We start from the raw sequence: 15,711 nt of genomic DNA, 5'->3' as shown, positions 1-15,711 counted from the left end.
CATGGCATTACCCGCTTATTGTACCGCTCGTGAGCGAGCAGGTTATTTTGGCTATCTGGTTTTTTGTACTTTGGTATTTTTGTTTCTGATCGCGCCAATTTTGATCATCGTGCCACTGTCGTTTAACGCGACCCCGTACTTCACCTTTACAGAAGGTATGCTAAGTCTGGATCCTGAAGCCTATTCGATACGCTGGTATGCGGATATGTTTACCAATAGCCAATGGCTGAATGCACTGAAAAATAGCACCATTATTGCCGTATGCGCGACAATCGTCGCGACGGTGCTAGGTACTTTAGCCGCGATGGGTTTAGCCGCCAATAACGTCCCGTTTCGCAACGTGATTATGGCGTTTCTAATCTCTCCAATGATCGTGCCCGTGATCATTTCCGCCGCAGCGATGTATTTCTTCTATACCCGCCTAGATCTGTCTCAGACCTTCACTGGCATCGTACTCGCACATGCCGCCTTGGGGACGCCGTTTGTCGTGATTACCGTGACAGCAACATTAAGTGGTTTTGACCATAGTTTAGTCAAAGCTGCCTACAGTTTAGGTGCGAATCCAGTCTATACCTTCCGCCATGTGACTTTCCCATTGATTCGTCCAGGGATGATCTCCGGTGGTCTATTTGCTTTTGGTACGTCATTTGATGAAGTTGTGGTGGCGCTTTTCATCACTGGGGTGGAGCAGCGTACCGTGCCAAGACAAATGTGGTCAGGGATTCGCGAACAGATCAGTCCGACAATACTTGCCGTCGCAAGTATGTTGATACTGATGTCGGTTTTGTTGCTGGTGACTTTGGAAATGTTACGTCGCCGCAATGCCAAGATTAGAGGCATCAGTGAATAATTCTTCTCGTGTGAGTTTTTTGGAATAACGCAATAACAACTGTCCAGGTAGAACATGTAGGCTATACCCCCTGTTTATGCGATTGCCAATGCGCTTCTGTCCGAAGCGCTTTTTTATTTGTGGCGAGAAGAGAGGGGATAAAATTAGTTAAAACGTGCTCTGAACTGCGATGGCGTCATCTGTTTTACCATGCGGAATTGGCGATTGAAGTTCGATAGGTTTTGAAATCCTGTCTTCTCTGCGACTAAGGCTATTGGGGTGGAAGAGCTGGCGAGGAGCTCACACGCTTTACCAACGCGATACTGTTTTAGGTGGTCAGAAAAACTTACCCCATAATGCTTCTCAAACAGACGATAGGCTGAACTTTCACTAATATGCAGTTCCTTACAGAGGTCGGAAATACGGACGGCGTGTTGATAGTTGCGTTCAATAAACTGTGTCGCCATGGCTACTCGTTTGTGTGCGTCGTTATCGCCTGATAACTCCTTGAGTCGATAAGGGGTTACAGACAGTTTTTCGGACTGTTTGTCATCGGCGAGATGGATCAATACTTCCATCACTTTCAGCGCTTGCAGGTGCCTTTCACTGCTTTCAATTCCACTTAATAGTGCAGACACTTTTTCGGCGCTTTCCGCACTGAATTTTAGACCAAAGGCGGCATTTTCCAGCAAGCGTTTGATATTGCGAGCCTCAGGGATCGCCGCTTGAAGTTTCTCTATCCAATGATGTTTAAGCCAGACGATAATCGAGCTGTGTGGCTTCTCGTCACTGCCTGCCAGCTGTCCGGTAATCATATGGGGTAGCCCTGGCCCATAGAGTAGGAGAGTGTTGTGATTCACTTGCCCGATGGCATCGCCAGCAAAGTAGTTACCGTTAAACACATGCTGAGGGTCTAGATAAAGCACCAGTTCATATTCAGCGTGGTAGTGCCATGAGCAGGCGAATTGCTCATTTTTAACACGACAGTGATACTCCCTGACCAGCCAGTCATAGCTGGGTGAGTTAAGGACATTTTCTATAAACGGCTTCATCTGACATCCTCCAATAATGGCAGTTAGAGTAATCGATGTGTTTATTTTCTGTCAAAGATATAACTGTTGTTGAAGGATTTGTATTAGATGTGGCTCGAATACCATCATTGAATCTCGATAACTTTGTATAGACTAACGCCATTCAATGTCAGTGGTTGGCTATAGGAGCGTTTAGGCATGTATCGAGACAAAACGGCAATATTGTTTATTTTTACAGCGTTCGTTTCAGGCTTGTGCGGTGCGTTCTTTTATCCGTTATCAAGCTTGTTTATCGTTGAGCAGCTAGGCGCATCCCCAATGATGCTGAGCATGTACATGGTGCTTGCGGTAGTAAGCTCTGTGATTGTTTCACAGTTGATTGCGACTCAGTCCGATAAAAACTGGCAGCGTAAAACGATTCTTATCGCCGCGTTATCTTGCTATTTGATCACTGTGCTGAGCTTTGTTTTTGTTCGCGATTATTGGCTGGCAGTCACGATAGCAACGGTGTTTGGTAGTGTTAGCGGTGCCTCATTTGGTCAGTTGTTTGCGATGGGAAGAGAGTATGCGGACAAGAATGTCGAAGATAGTACGACGTTTCTGTCAACGATGCGTGCTGGTATCGCCATAGCTTGGGTATTTGGTCCTCCGGCTGCCTTCATGCTCAAAGCGAGCTTCGGTTTCAGCGCGGCGTTTATGGTCTCAGCATCGATCGTTTCCATTGCAATTCTGGTGATCACAACCTCATTGCCATCTTGTGAAGCTACTGTGCCTTCTGGTGAACCATCGCAAGATAAACCGTCTCGCCGAGGTGTTAACCAACTGGTTGCGCTCTATTGTGTCGCGATGGTATTCGCCTTTGCGGCGAACAACCTCTATATCACGAGTATGCCGCTATATCTCTCTCAGGAGTTGAAAGTCGATGGAAACTGGCTTGGTTTTTTATTTGGTGCAGCGGCATTGTGTGAGATCCCAGTGATGCTATGGGCGGGACGTTTGGCGCAAAAGGTCGGTACGATTAAGTTAATGATGCTGGGTGTTGCGACGGGAATTGTGTTCTATACGGTGATGTTAACAAGCCAAACCTTTGCCACTATGTTGGCGGCGCAAATTTTAAATGGCTTCTTTATCGGCGTATGTGCAACGCTCGGAATGGTTGTGTTGCAGGATATGATGCGTGATCGTTTGGGAACCGCTTCGACCTTGTTCTCAAGTATGTTGAGTATCAGTATGCTGCTGGCCAGTCTCTCTGTCGGCGTGGTGGGTGAGTTGTATAACTACTATTCGACCTTATATGTCTCGTTTGCAGGTGTGATTGTTGCTGTGATTTTGTTGTGGTTGTTTACCTATAAAGTCCGTCAGCAACAAACCGTCTTACCAACAACGGTTCCATCGATTTCTAGTCACTAACCACGGTCAGTTTTGGCCAGCGATTCAACCAACCTTTACTTGATACTCGCTGGTCAAATACGGTTTTACATCGCTTGGGATTGTGAGTGAGTTTGAGCTCAAACAGTGACTGATAACCAAATGCAGCGGCACATTGATAGCGTTGCCCTTTATCTAACCGGATACCTATCGCTGTCTCTTTTTCAGGCCAGTAACTCATCGCATCAAGGCTACTGGTATATGCCTGATCGCCATTTCGGATGTGCATTAATGCCTGATTTCTCACTTGCCAATTGAGCTCGGGCATCATCTTGGTTAGCTGCTGCTGGTATCTCAGATTTTGATGGACTTGTGTTTCTAAGGGATCGAAATAGATCAGGTCGACGTCATTGAGTGGTGTTGCTTCACTCAGCCCATGTAAAGCATCCCACACTAGATTGCGGACAAAACCAGCAGCCAGATACCAGTCTGGAAGATCTAACGTTTCGGCACACCGTAAAGCTTCAACCCTGATAGGATCTTGCGTGATTAACTCAACAATTCTCTTCATAGGTGTACGGCACAACGGGTGATTGAACTTAGGACTCGATAGTATCACTTTTTGGTGCATTGAGCGGTAGCGTCAGTGTAAAACAACTGCCTTTGCCCGGTTCACTGGTCACTTGAATATTGCCGTTAAGTAGTCCGGTTACAAGGTTGTAGACGATATTAAGCCCCAGACCTGACCCACCTTGACCCAAACGGGTAGTAAAGAAAGGGTCAAAGATTTTGTTTTGATTCTCAATCGCTATGCCATGCCCATTGTCGGTAACTGTGATGATGGCATTGTGACCTTCAGAATAGCAGCGAATGGTTATCATCCTATGCGCCTGATCTGAGAATGCATGAACCAAAGCGTTTGAGAGTAGGTTCATCAGAACCTGTGTCAGAGGACCGGGATAGCTGTCCATTTTGATTGATTCTTCACATTCGGTTTCGAGCTGAATTTGTTGACGTGAAAGGCTTGGTACCATAGTCACTTTTAGTTCATGAGTGATCTCTTGCAAATCAAACACGCGTCTTTGATAACTCGACTGGTCAACTGCCACTTGCTTGAAGCTGGAAATCAGTTCAGAAGCTCGGCGTAAGTTGCGCTCGATACTTTCGGATGACTCGGTACTTTTGCTGATATAGCTATCGAGTGCGGAACGTCTTAATCCCTGCTGAATGGATTCGACAAACTGCTTATTAAAATCTTTTAGACTGCTGGCGACGATCATCGCATTGCCAATAGGAGTGTTGAGTTCATGGGCGACACCAGCGACCAGCGAGCCAAGCCCTGAGAGTTTTTCTGAACGGACTAACTCTTCTTGAGTCGCCTTCAAGGTTTCCAGCGTATGCTCCAGTTCTATGGTTCGTTCATTCACTCGACGTTCGAGATCTTGTGTTTGTTGCTCGATGGTTGCTAAGTAGCGGCGTCGATCCTGTTCCCTGTTTGCGGCGCGTTTAAACCAATTTTGCCAGCGAGAAGGTACATCTGGAATAACAGGGTTCTCTTGACTTGGCAGATCTTCAACGAATTGCGCCAAGCGCAGTGCTGGCTGACTAAAGTTCCAATGTTGGTAGAGTACGACGAACAACAAGAGTGCAGTAAAGGTTGAGGCCAGCATTAAGTTGGGTAACAGACTGTCGAAGACATATTGGTTTATTTCGCTGTTGGTCAGTTCTAAAACGAGTCGCCAAGGCGTATCGGGTAGTATGAAAGAGACCCAATAACCATCGGAGACGTTTTGCAACTCGCCATGGATCACTCGATGGGCTTCGCCAATGGACATCAACGTCAGAATCCCGTGTTGGGACTGACTCTCTGTTTTGTCTGTCAATGCTCCGTTACTGTCGCCAATCACTAAGCCTTTGTCATCGACAATCACTAAACGACCGAGGTCGAGTGGTCGTTTAGTGAGGATTTTATCTAGGACGGAAAGAGTGATATCCGTACCGACAGCACCAATAAAGTTCTCTTCGTGATAAACAGGCGCAAGCAGTGAAACCATCATGCCTTTCCCACCCGCATCCATATAGGGTGTTGTCCAAACTTTCTGCTTAGTCGGGTTTGCTCTAGGGTTAATGAGTTTAAGTGGAAAGGTTCCTCCGGCCTGATAGATGATATCTAGGGTGTCGTCCATATTGTTGGTTTCTGTCGCCGCCATAAGATCACGGTAGCCTAACCAAGGATAGAGGTAGGTTAGTACTTCATTGGCATCGTAATAATAGCTCCACTGAAAATCACTGTATTGCTGATGGGTTGAAACGACTTCACTGGTCATGGTGAGCAACGCACTGACGTCGAAGGTGTAATCTCTAGGATTTGAGCGAACAAAAAGTTGCCCCAATTTAAGTCTTACGTCTGGGGGCAAGTTTTCCCACGGCGCGTTTTGAGGCGAGTCTTGAGTGATCTGATTGAGATACTCAAGAGCACCATCACGGGGGATAAGCTCGGGATACAAATAGGCTGTTTCCAGTGCTCCACGCATGCGGTCGATATGGTTAAGAGAAACAGAGAGTGTCTTGTTGAGCGACAACATCGACTCCATTCCCTTTTGCGTCTGTTGTGTGAGGAGCTGTGATTTGAGCTGGTTACTAAGATACAACGTGTTGCCTAGAGTGAGCAGTACAATCAGAATCAGGCCACCATAAATCATAGCGCGATATCGACGAATCAAGGCTGCGGATCGGGCGTGAACTCTGGCAATAGCATCGTCAGCTGGTTGATCAGAGTTGGATGCTGGTGGGATGTCCGGATTCTTCATCTCTGGCTCACTCATTGTTTGTCGTCCTGTTGAGAGACGAAGGTAATTAACTGTTCCATTTCCATCGCTTTGGCAAACAACCATCCTTGCCCTTCTTCACAGTGAAATGCTTTCAGTTTGTCGTGCTGAAAAGAGGTCTCAATCCCTTCCGCTGTGATCTGCAAACCTAACGTTTGACCGAGGTTGACGATCATCTTCGCGATGCTGCAATCTTCTTCCATTGCATCGACAAATGAACGATCTATTTTCAGACGCGTTGCAGGTAATTTGTGCAGAATACTGAGTGAAGAGAAACCCGTGCCAAAATCGTCTATTGCGATCTTACAGCCCAAATCACGCACTTGATTAAGCACCTCGCACAATGCAGATAGGTTTTTAGCAGCAATGGTCTCAGTGATTTCTAACTCAATTTGCTGCGGTGCAATGGCATGCTGTTTGAGACTGGATTCGAGTAGATGAACGAACTCAGGCTCATCAAGTTGGGTTGGAGATATGTTGATCGCCATGGTTATCTGCGTGCCGACACTATTGAGCAGTTGGTTAAACTGTTGGCAAGCGCGTTCGATAACAAACGCGCCGATATTCACCATCATCCCAGACTGTTCTGCGAGAGGAATAAACTGATCTGGTGGAACAAGATCACCATGTTTATTGCGCCAGCGAAGCAAGGCTTCGATCCCAGTTAACTCGAGTGTGTTGAGGTTGTACTTTGGTTGATACATCAGAAACAGAGCATTCTCTTCCAGTGCTTGTTTCAGTTCGATAAGAAGTTGCATCCTGTCACGAGCATTTTGCCCCATGTGCTGTGAAAAGGTCATGGCAGCACCGCGATGATGAATTTTTGCTTGTTTCAGCGCGACTTGGGCATCTTTGTAACGTTCGGAGAGTTCATCGCCTTGGCAGAGTTCAACCAGACCGATGCTTGCCATTACCTTGAAAGGTTGGTCATCAACCGTGAAGTTACATTGGAAAACGTTGCTAATGGTCAAGTCGGTCACATCTTTTTGCGAACCAATGATGGCGAATACATCACTGCCAACTCTTGATAGAAAACAGTTTGGAAAAGCGTGGCTAAGTCGTTCGGAAACTGCGATGAGCAGATCATCTCCTAGTTTGTGACCGAAACTGTCGTTGAAAACGGAAAAGTCATCAATGTCAATCAGAGCCATGACTTGTGAGTGCTCCGATTGAGAAGAGGAAAGTTGATACTGCAATAGGCTGTTTAGGTTGGGTATGTTGAGCAGAGGATCGGTGAATGCTTGCTGCTCAAGGCGGTTATAAAGCAAGACATTGTCAAAACCAACCGATAGATTAGCGCACAACACTTCGAGAAGATGCTGATCCACACTTTCCAAAGGGCGATTCACATCGACATAAGCGGCCAATTTTCTGCCATGCTCAGTGGAAAAATAGAGAGTTAGCCCATCTTCAAGTTGATTTTCACGTTTTTCAAGACAAGCTAGGATTCGGTCTCGGATGTTGTGTGAGTCCAGTTGCTCTATTGGAGACTGAACATACTGTTGGTAGCGGCCAGCTGCGGCGATGATCTGCGCGGAAGATGAAGCGCAATCCGATAGACTTTCCTGAACGCAAATTAAGCCATCGGGTTCTATCTGAATGATGGCGCTGATCTGTTTTACTGCCCCCTCTGCAAACATACGCATGCCATGATAGTGGGCGAGTTCAGTGCTAGCTTTGACCACCTTCTCTAAGCCTTGTCGCATAGTATGTTGGTTGCAAATCTGTTGATAGGCTCTGATGGCACTGGTCAGAATGGTAAAGAGGCGAATTCGAGTCAGTTCAGGCTTGGTGCGATAGTCGTTGATGTCATAACGCTGAATGGTTTCCATTTCAGGAGCATAGCCTGGCTGACCTGTACGAAGAATGATCCTTAACGCGCTTAAATGCAGTTTTTCTCTAATGGTTTCGACCAACTCAAGCCCTGCGTGGTCGGTTTCCATGACGACATCAAGCAGTATCACACCGATATCCGTTTCATGACTCAGTACCTGTTCTGCTTCAGCAGCGGAATAGGCGTGAAGGAACTCGACTGGGCGGTTTTCGATGATGATGTCTTTTAGGGATAAGGTTGTCGCATGATGGACATCGGGATCATCGTCAACGATCAGCACTCGCCAAGTTAGTTTCGGAGACGTTGTGTCAAGCGTATCTGGCTCATCTTCAATAATGACCAGCAAATCATCGTTTGAGTTTTGTTCCTCGTCCATTCGATCCTCTATCCTTGGAGATATCACTAAGATAAAAGTTTAGTCCTAGAAGTATAGAGATGCGAAATATGACTGATTTTAGAAAGGATAGCGGCAGAGGGTTTTGGCGATAAGACTTTTGTAAGCCAAGCCCAAACGATGGGCTTGGCATTCAGATTTTATGCAAGCTTTAGGTCGAACTGTTGACGGTACATCACCATATCTTCGATGGTCAGAACAGGCATATTATGCAGTTTACCAAAAGCAACGATCTCTGCTGTTTTGGCCATTGTCCCATCTGGATTGGTGACTTCGCAAAGCACACCAGCAGGCTGGAGCCCTGCCATTTGCATCAAGTCAATAGTACCTTCCGTATGCCCACGACGGACCAAAACGCCACCTTTGCGTGCACGCAGAGGGAACACATGGCCTGGACGAGCCAAATCCGATGGTTTTGCCAGAGGGTTTGCAGCGGTTTTAATCGTCGTTACGCGATCTTGAGCAGAAACGCCAGTGGTGACACCGACTTTCGCTTCGATTGAAACCGTGAAGGCAGTTTGGTTGGCACTATTGTTGTTGCTGACCATTGGGGTTAGCTCTAAACGATCCGCTTGCTCTTCTGGCAAACAAAGACAGACAATCCCGCTACACTCGCGAATCATCAATGCCATTTGTTCAGTGGTAAGAGATTCGACGGAATAGATAATATCGCCTTCATTTTCACGGTCTTCATCGTCAAGAAGCAGTACGCCTCGGCCTTGTTTGAGGGCAACGAGTGCTTGTTCAACGCGCGTGATTGGGTCGCCGAATTCGGCAAGTAGTGATGACTGATTCATGGTTAACTCCTAAATATCACCAGAATCAGGGCATGCATGAGTACTGCGACGTTAAAAGTCACAGCCAAAACGAAATGCACCACAGCAGCAGGGGCTAGCGTGGTGTGTTTTCATTCTCTCTCATCCGGACTATAACCGTCGGCTCTGGGTTTTCACCAGATCTGCTGACCTCGACGTATCGAGCGCTCGCGGGCTCACCCCAATGTCAAAATTGGCTAGGGGAATACCGCCGGTGGGGAATTTCGCCCCGCCCTGAGAATAAATTAAACGTTTGCTAATATAGCGAGGGGATTGTATCGGTTCTGATAGGAAAATCAATACAGTAGCTCGACGGGCTAGAATAAAAAAGCCAACGAGGATTCGTTGGCTTTAGGTTTGGTTAGTGGTTCATATTATCCATAGGCGACACTGGGAAACCAGAGCACCAATTGTGGCCAAGCAACCAGGCAGACCAAGGCGACAATTTGAATCAGGATAAATGGCACGACTCCACGGTAGATATCCTTTAACGCCACCCCTTCAGGGCAGACCCCTTTGAGATAAAAGAGCGCAAAGCCAACAGGCGGAGTTAAGAAGCTGGTTTGCAGCGCCATTGCGACCAGCATGACAAACCAAACCAGACTTGGATTGTCCACGACACCATGCCCATCGAGTTCAATCCCCAAACTGGCAATCACCGGCGCAAGCAGAGGAAGGGCTATTAAGGTTATTTCGATCCAGTCGAGGAAAAAACCGAGTAAGAACACAATCATTAGAATGAACGCAATGATTCCGTAAGGACCAAATGGCAAGCCACTCAAAAATGATTCAATCAGTTCATCTCCACCAAGTTCACGCAAAACCAATGCGAAACAAGACGCGCCTAAGAAGATCATAAAGATATAGGCCGTAGTGCCATAGGAAGCCAGCAAGACTTCTTTGAGTACTTTTAGACTGAGTTTTTTATTGTAAGCGGCCAGTAATGTCGCGCCTAATGCCCCGATTCCTGACGCTTCTGTGGGGGTTGCGACACCCGCAAATATCGATCCCAGTACACAGAAAATCAGCATCACTGTTGGAGTGATATCTTTGAATACTTGTAAGATCAGTCCCCAATCAACGGGCTCAACATGCTCAGGCACAGGTGCTTTGTCGGGGTTTATTTTACCGACCACTAAGATATAAATAATGTACAGAGTGCCAAGCAACAAACCCGGTATGATGGCACCCATAAAGAGATCACCGACCGATAGACCAAGTTGGTCTGCCATAATCACCAACATGATCGACGGAGGGAGTAAGATTCCGAGCGTTCCAGCGGAGGCCACCGTCCCGAGCGCGAGAGGCAAGTGGTAACCTTGACGCATCATACTCGGTAGTGACATAACGGTCAGGAGCACAACGGATGCGCCTATGATGCCGGTCGAAGCGGCTAAGATAATACCAATCGCCATAACGGTGACGGCCAGACCACCATGTACTTTGCCAAACAGAGCTTGCATTGAAGACATCAACTTTTCAGCAATTCCAGATTTGTCGAGCATATTTCCCATAAAGATAAACATGGGCAATGCCACCAAGATCCAGTTATCCATGATTTTATAAATGCGATTGACCACTAACCCCAAACTGGTGTAATCCAAGCCTGTGAATGTATCGAGATAGAGATCGGCGAAGTATCCGACGGCAGCAAACACCACACCTATCCCACCCAGCACATAAGCGACAGGTATGCCGGTAAACAGCAACAGAATAAATGAGCCAAACATGGCGATAACAATCCATTCATTTGCTTCCATGTGTCGCTCCTTTCGTCAGAGTTTCGATGTTGCGTAAGATCCGTGCGATCATGGATAACAAGAGCATGCTAAAGCTAAGAGGGATGATACTTTTGATGATCCAGCGGTAAGGCAATCCTGAGGGGGATGCCGAACTTTCATTGACCCGCCATGACTCGTAGGCGAAATCATAGGAATGCAGGATAACGACCAACACAAATGGGATCGCGAGCAAAGCCAGGCCGAGAATATCAATGATGGCTTGTTTACGCGGCGAGAACTTGTGATAAAACAGGTCAACGCGAACATGTAGGTTCGTCACTTGTGCATAGGCGGTGCCGAACATAACCGCGGTGGCGTAGAGATGCCACTGTAACTCTTCGAGCGCGATTTGGCCGTTAGAGAAGACTTTACGCAACACGACTTGAATAATGATTACCGCGACCAGAACGAGATTGGTCCATGCGAGTAGACGGCTAGCACTGACAATCGCTTTTTCAATTTGGTAGTACATAGGGATAGTAGGGGTAGAATATAGCACCTTGCTCATTGGCAACTCCTTACAACCATTGGCCGGCAAAAAATGCCGGCCAGCAGGTCCAATTCACATCAGGTTATTGATTCTGCGTTTCACGTGGTAAGAAACCATTAGCAGACCAAAGCGCATAACCTTCTCGGAATTTACTTAGGTCACTCCAGACTTTGTCAAAGAACGGATCGGCGGTTTTCTTCTCATCCACGACTTCTAACCAAGTGCTCTTAAACAGACTCAGCATTTCATCGTTCCAATAGCGGATCTCAACGCCATTCTGTTTTGCTTTTTCCATCGCGGCATATTGAATGGCTTCACCTTCGGCGATTGAGTAAGTCATCGTTGCCATACAAGTGGTCTCAATGGCTGACTGCTGGGTCGGGCTCATGCTGTTCCACGTGTCTTTGTTGATCAGTAGCTCGAATACGGTCGATTGTTGGTGCCAACCTGGGAAGTAGTTGTATTTGGCGACTTTGTGGAATCCTAGTCGTTGGTCAATGGCCGGTTGAGAGAACTCAGACGCATCAATTGCCCCTTTCTCTAGAGCACCAAAGATCTCACCGCCAGGCAATTGCACGGTGCCAACTCCGAGTTTCTCCATAACAGACGCGCCAAGGCCGAAGAAACGCATATTCAGCCCCTTAAGATCTTCCGGTTTTTCAATAGGCTTACGGAACCAACCGGAGGTTTCTGGAGAGATAATCGCACAAGGAGTGACCTTAACGTTGTAACCGCCTTGGTCGTACATTTCCTGATAGAGTTTTAAGCCATTTCCAAAGAATAACCACGCCATGTATTCGCCAGCTTCTGGCCCAAATGGAACCGCAGAAAACAGCGCTGATGCAGGTAACTTACCTTGCCAATAGCCCGCCGTTGAATAGCCAGCATTGACTTTTCCGGTAGAGACCGCATCGAGAATCTCGGCAGGATTGACTAACTTGCCGGGCTCATAAATCTTCATCTTGATCGTACCGCCTGAAGTTTGGCTGATGTGATCGGCGTACCACTGAATTGGTGTTCCCAAAGCAGGTAGGTGGCTGCCGAAAGCGATAGGTGTTTTAAGCAGTACTTTCTTATCGGCAGCGTGTGCAACAGCAGAAATGCCCGTTGCGGTGATAGCGAGAGCAGTCGCTAGAGCGGCTTTCTTCAGGTTCATTCGGTCTCTCCTTGTTAGACTGAGTTCCTTGTCAATATTGAGAAATGTGAACATTGCGTAGTAAATCGTGTTAATGCAATGTTACATTTGAGCCTAAGTTTAGAGGGGGGATTTATTGCTCTCTATTGGGGTAATTGCGCAAATTTTGTCGGTAGAAAGTGCAAAATTCCGCACAAAATATCAGTAAAACTACGTACACAGCTGGATGTGGATATGGGATTTGTCAGTAACAGAAGACTCACGATTAACATTATTTTACTCTCGATCGTGCCCTTGATCGTGGTGGTTGTGATCGTCGCTAGCCTTCTGTTTAGTCAAGCAAAACAACTCGTTGGTGAGCAAGTGCAGCTAACACGTGACAATGTGCTGGCGATAAAAAAGCAAGAATTACAGCAGTACGTAGAAATGGCAGTCAAAAGTATTGAGCCTTACTACTCAGATAACAGCCTAGCGCCTGACCTTGCGAAGCAGATTGTTATCGAAAAATTGAGCCAGCTCACGTATGGCAGTGATGGATACTTCTTTGCCTATACCTGGGATGGCGATGCGTTGGTATTGCCATATCAACCCGACCGAATCGGAAAAAACTGGTGGCAAGTCGAAGATGTGCAAGGAAAGAAGCTGCTGCAAGAACTGATTCAAGCTGGCAAAAACGGTGGCGGTTTTGTTGACTACTTGTGGCATAAACCATCCAAAAAAGAGCCACTTCCCAAACTGAGTTACGCAGTATCACTCGATAAGTGGCAGTGGATGATAGGGACAGGCGTTTATCTAGACGATATAGAAAGGCAAGTCACTCATATGCGTTCTGGCTTTGACCAGAGCGTCGGAAAGAGCAGTACAGCGTTATTTGGTGTGATGTTTGTCGCGGTCACGGTGATCGCGGCATTGGGGGCGTCATTGAACCTCAATGTAAGACGACTTGCAAACCAGCAGCTCAGTGTTTTGAATCAGCAAATCATTGATTCTCAAGAGAACGAACGTCGTCGCGTATCACGTGAACTGCATGACGGTGTCAATCAATTGCTGGTGGCCGCAAAGTATCGATTGGACAACGTTTCTCAGGAAAGCGACGACGCCATTAAAGGTGCGGAATTAACAGCCAGTAAAGTCGCCCTTGAACAGGCGATAGTCGAGCTGAGGAGAATCTCACGGGACTTGCGACCTCCTCAACTGGATGATCTTGGGCTGGTTGCGGGTATCGAGGCCTACATCAATGAGTTACGTGACCGAACTCAGTTAGAGTTGGTGTTTGAGCATGATATTGAGGGGCAAGAGTTTTTACCTGAAGTGGAAACCACCTTGTATAGAGTCGTTCAGGAGGCGCTGCACAACGTCGAAAAGCACGCTCAGGCTCAAGGGGTCGATATCATTATGCAGCGCGAAGGGCGAATGTTGATTCTGACTGTCAGTGACGATGGAGTGGGGATGCCTGACAAGCAACTGAAATCAGGTAAACGTAAACAACCGATTCTTCAGCATATGGGATTGCAAAACATGAAGGAGAGGATTCAAGCGATCGGTGGCACCTTTGTTGTCACCAGCGAGCAGGGACAGGGCACGGAAGTGCGTGTGAGCTTAGACATGGAGTTTATATGATTAGACTAATACTCGCCGATGATCATCGATTGATGCAGGACGGGCTAAAGTCACGACTGGAAAGGGAAGACAATCTTGAGATTCTTGCGTGTGTAGGTACCGGCAAGGAAGCACTGGAAAACACCTTAGCGCTCAAGCCTGATGTGCTATTGCTTGATATTAATATGCCTGAGTTAAACGGCATTGAAGTGTTAGAAAAACTTGAAAAGAGCCGTAGTGACACTGCCGTGATCATGCTCTCTATGCACGATAGCCGTGACTATGTTGTTAGGTCGGTTAAGTGCGGTGCGAAAGGCTACGTGCTGAAAGATGTAGGGTCTGAAGAGTTGGTTATGGCAATCAATCAGGTAGCCCAAGGTCGCTCCTATTTGTGTCCACAGGCATCGGATCGTCTGCTTGAACAGCTCAATGAAAAACCTCAACCCAAAGATGATACCTTGTCAAAACGAGAAGCGGATGTTCTGAAAGAGATCGTTAATGGTTCTGGTAACAAAGAGATTGCAGATGCTCTGCATATCAGTGTCAGGACGGTTGAGACTCATCGCTTGAGAATCAAAAAGAAACTTGGTGCAACCTCAACCGCTGCGTTGGTTAAGCTTGCGTTGCAAAAGGGGTTAGTTAACTGATGGCGGCCAATCTGTTATCTAGTCGCCAGCCTATTTTGGATAAGATTGTCTTCTTTTGTGCTGTCATTCAAACGGGCTCTTTTCGACTCGCTTCCGAACAGCAAGGCATTTCAGCCGCGGCGGGAAGTCGTTGGGTAAAAGAGCTTGAAGAGGCGATGTCGGTAGAGTTGATCAAGCGCAGTACACGCCAATTGGTTGCGACTCAAGCAGGTCAACTGCTGTATGAACGCTTTTCTCCGATCCTTCCCGATATCAACAGCCTATGCGAAGAAGTACAAAACTTAGCAGAGCAGCAGCGCGGAGAAATACGTATCTCTTCTACCCCACTTTTTGCTCGTCAATATTTGACCAAAATTGTCGCTGAATACATGCAGCTTCATCCTCAAGTGCACTTCAAAATCTTTATTGAAGCGGGTGAGTTTGATCCACTCAAGGTCGACTTTGCATTTCGTGCTCGAGCGAGCTTTCAGGGCGAATTGCCTCAAGACAGCTTACTGGTGCGAAAACGTCTATTACGCGAGCCGCTTTACCTTTGCGCGTCCTCAACTTATCTAGCGGAACACGGTACTCCGACTAATCCCGATGAGCTGGGTATGCACCGATGTCTCTATGCTCGAACACTGGTGGGTGGAAATCGCTGGTGTTTTGAACGAGATGGAGAGATGGCGATGGTCACTATCCGCGATACTCTTGAGTGTGATAACAGTGAGATGTTGCTGGATCTGGCAATGGAGCATGCTGGAGTGGCTTATCTTCCTCACTCTCTGGTTAGCCAGCAGCTTACTAACGGCGAACTGCAACACATCATGCAAGATTACCAGTGTGCGAGCTTCGATATCGATCTGATTTTCCGACCTCGGACACCAATGCCAGAACGGTGTAGTGGCTTCAAGCAATACCTCTATCAGAGAGTCGATGAACTCCAAAGATAATGCCATATTTGAAATTCACAATCTCTAT

13 protein-coding genes and 1 riboswitch are annotated in these 15,711 nt (G+C 47.0%); of the genes, 5 read left to right on the top strand and 8 right to left on the bottom strand.

Features of this window, described 5'->3' with window-relative positions; genetic code table 11:
• Nucleotide 1: 1 nt before the first annotated feature.
• The gene (locus ACQEXP_RS06340; RefSeq protein WP_269375182.1) at nucleotides 2-850 is read left to right on the top strand and encodes an ABC transporter permease; all 849 of its coding nucleotides are present in this window, start codon (nucleotides 2-4) and stop codon (nucleotides 848-850) included.
• A gap of 143 nt (nucleotides 851-993) precedes the next feature.
• Here ACQEXP_RS06340 and ACQEXP_RS06335 read toward each other — a convergent pair whose 3' ends face one another.
• Nucleotides 994-1,881 carry an AraC family transcriptional regulator gene (locus tag ACQEXP_RS06335; RefSeq protein ID WP_426968880.1) on the bottom strand — a complete coding sequence of 296 codons (888 nt, stop codon included), beginning with the start codon at nucleotides 1,879-1,881 and terminating at the stop codon, nucleotides 994-996.
• Nucleotides 1,882-2,058: 177 nt separating this feature from the next.
• On the opposite strand from ACQEXP_RS06335, the gene ACQEXP_RS06330 reads away from it, so the two are divergent.
• On the top strand, nucleotides 2,059-3,270 hold the full coding sequence (locus tag ACQEXP_RS06330) for a sugar efflux transporter (RefSeq protein WP_426968878.1): 1,212 nt from the start codon (nucleotides 2,059-2,061) through the stop codon (nucleotides 3,268-3,270).
• Here ACQEXP_RS06330 and ACQEXP_RS06325 read toward each other — a convergent pair.
• The 7 genes from ACQEXP_RS06325 to ACQEXP_RS06295 form a co-directional block, all read right to left on the bottom strand.
• A complete protein-coding gene (locus ACQEXP_RS06325; protein WP_426968876.1) occupies nucleotides 3,260-3,799 on the bottom strand; it encodes a nucleotidyltransferase family protein in 540 nt (179 codons plus the stop codon). The genes ACQEXP_RS06330 and ACQEXP_RS06325 overlap by 11 nt on opposite strands.
• A gap of 28 nt (nucleotides 3,800-3,827) precedes the next feature.
• A complete protein-coding gene (locus tag ACQEXP_RS06320) occupies nucleotides 3,828-6,053 on the bottom strand; it encodes an ATP-binding protein (RefSeq protein ID WP_426968875.1) in 2,226 nt (741 codons plus the stop codon).
• The gene (locus ACQEXP_RS06315) at nucleotides 6,050-8,266 is read right to left on the bottom strand and encodes a GGDEF/EAL domain-containing response regulator (RefSeq protein WP_426968873.1); all 2,217 of its coding nucleotides are present in this window, start codon (nucleotides 8,264-8,266) and stop codon (nucleotides 6,050-6,052) included. The genes ACQEXP_RS06320 and ACQEXP_RS06315 overlap by 4 nt, the downstream gene beginning before the upstream one ends.
• 158 nt (nucleotides 8,267-8,424) lie before the next feature.
• Nucleotides 8,425-9,081, bottom strand: coding sequence for a 3,4-dihydroxy-2-butanone-4-phosphate synthase (ribB, locus tag ACQEXP_RS06310; protein WP_269375176.1), 657 nt, complete (start codon nucleotides 9,079-9,081; stop codon nucleotides 8,425-8,427).
• A 108-nt stretch (nucleotides 9,082-9,189) separates the two neighbouring features.
• Nucleotides 9,190-9,345: riboswitch (FMN riboswitch) on the bottom strand.
• 128 nt (nucleotides 9,346-9,473) lie between these two features.
• The gene (locus ACQEXP_RS06305; protein WP_269375175.1) at nucleotides 9,474-10,859 is read right to left on the bottom strand and encodes a TRAP transporter large permease; all 1,386 of its coding nucleotides are present in this window, start codon (nucleotides 10,857-10,859) and stop codon (nucleotides 9,474-9,476) included.
• A complete protein-coding gene (locus ACQEXP_RS06300) occupies nucleotides 10,846-11,388 on the bottom strand; it encodes a TRAP transporter small permease subunit (protein ID WP_269375174.1) in 543 nt (180 codons plus the stop codon). The genes ACQEXP_RS06305 and ACQEXP_RS06300 overlap by 14 nt, the downstream gene beginning before the upstream one ends.
• Nucleotides 11,389-11,452: 64 nt before the next feature.
• Complete coding sequence (locus ACQEXP_RS06295; RefSeq protein ID WP_269375173.1) at nucleotides 11,453-12,526, bottom strand: TRAP transporter substrate-binding protein; 1,074 nt, start codon at nucleotides 12,524-12,526, stop codon at nucleotides 11,453-11,455.
• 213 nt (nucleotides 12,527-12,739) lie between these two features.
• Between ACQEXP_RS06295 and ACQEXP_RS06290 the strand changes: the two genes are divergently transcribed.
• Genes ACQEXP_RS06290 through ACQEXP_RS06280 form a run of 3 tightly spaced genes read left to right on the top strand, consistent with a single transcriptional unit; the run spans nucleotide 12,740 to nucleotide 15,683 of the window.
• Nucleotides 12,740-14,125 carry a cache domain-containing protein gene (locus ACQEXP_RS06290; protein ID WP_426968869.1) on the top strand — a complete coding sequence of 462 codons (1,386 nt, stop codon included), beginning with the start codon at nucleotides 12,740-12,742 and terminating at the stop codon, nucleotides 14,123-14,125.
• Nucleotides 14,122-14,751, top strand: coding sequence for a response regulator (locus tag ACQEXP_RS06285; protein ID WP_426968867.1), 630 nt, complete (start codon nucleotides 14,122-14,124; stop codon nucleotides 14,749-14,751). The genes ACQEXP_RS06290 and ACQEXP_RS06285 overlap by 4 nt, the downstream gene beginning before the upstream one ends.
• Entirely contained in the window at nucleotides 14,751-15,683 is a 933-nt protein-coding gene (locus ACQEXP_RS06280; protein WP_426968865.1) for a LysR family transcriptional regulator, read from the top strand. The genes ACQEXP_RS06285 and ACQEXP_RS06280 overlap by 1 nt, the downstream gene beginning before the upstream one ends.
• The last annotated feature ends 28 nt before the right edge of the window (nucleotides 15,684-15,711 follow it).

This window comes from Vibrio sp. TRT 1302, assembly GCF_050113875.1.
Taxonomy (GTDB): Bacteria; Pseudomonadota; Gammaproteobacteria; order Enterobacterales; family Vibrionaceae; genus Vibrio.
Note: the sequence above shows the minus strand (reverse complement) of the source record. Positions and strands in the feature narration are given on the sequence as shown.

What these genes read in the sequence shown, in the direction of transcription:
- ACQEXP_RS06340 (WP_269375182.1), top strand. Translation starts at nt 2, where the DNA reads ATGGCATTACCCGCTTATTGTACCGCTCGTGAGCGAGCAGGTTATTTT.
- ACQEXP_RS06335 (WP_426968880.1), bottom strand. Translation starts at nt 1,881, where the DNA reads ATGAAGCCGTTTATAGAAAATGTCCTTAACTCACCCAGCTATGACTGG.
- ACQEXP_RS06330 (WP_426968878.1), top strand. Translation starts at nt 2,059, where the DNA reads ATGTATCGAGACAAAACGGCAATATTGTTTATTTTTACAGCGTTCGTT.
- ACQEXP_RS06325 (WP_426968876.1), bottom strand. Translation starts at nt 3,799, where the DNA reads ATGAAGAGAATTGTTGAGTTAATCACGCAAGATCCTATCAGGGTTGAA.
- ACQEXP_RS06320 (WP_426968875.1), bottom strand. Translation starts at nt 6,053, where the DNA reads ATGAGTGAGCCAGAGATGAAGAATCCGGACATCCCACCAGCATCCAAC.
- ACQEXP_RS06315 (WP_426968873.1), bottom strand. Translation starts at nt 8,266, where the DNA reads ATGGACGAGGAACAAAACTCAAACGATGATTTGCTGGTCATTATTGAA.
- ribB (WP_269375176.1), bottom strand. Translation starts at nt 9,081, where the DNA reads ATGAATCAGTCATCACTACTTGCCGAATTCGGCGACCCAATCACGCGC.
- ACQEXP_RS06305 (WP_269375175.1), bottom strand. Translation starts at nt 10,859, where the DNA reads ATGGAAGCAAATGAATGGATTGTTATCGCCATGTTTGGCTCATTTATT.
- ACQEXP_RS06300 (WP_269375174.1), bottom strand. Translation starts at nt 11,388, where the DNA reads ATGAGCAAGGTGCTATATTCTACCCCTACTATCCCTATGTACTACCAA.
- ACQEXP_RS06295 (WP_269375173.1), bottom strand. Translation starts at nt 12,526, where the DNA reads ATGAACCTGAAGAAAGCCGCTCTAGCGACTGCTCTCGCTATCACCGCA.
- ACQEXP_RS06290 (WP_426968869.1), top strand. Translation starts at nt 12,740, where the DNA reads ATGGGATTTGTCAGTAACAGAAGACTCACGATTAACATTATTTTACTC.
- ACQEXP_RS06285 (WP_426968867.1), top strand. Translation starts at nt 14,122, where the DNA reads ATGATTAGACTAATACTCGCCGATGATCATCGATTGATGCAGGACGGG.
- ACQEXP_RS06280 (WP_426968865.1), top strand. Translation starts at nt 14,751, where the DNA reads ATGGCGGCCAATCTGTTATCTAGTCGCCAGCCTATTTTGGATAAGATT.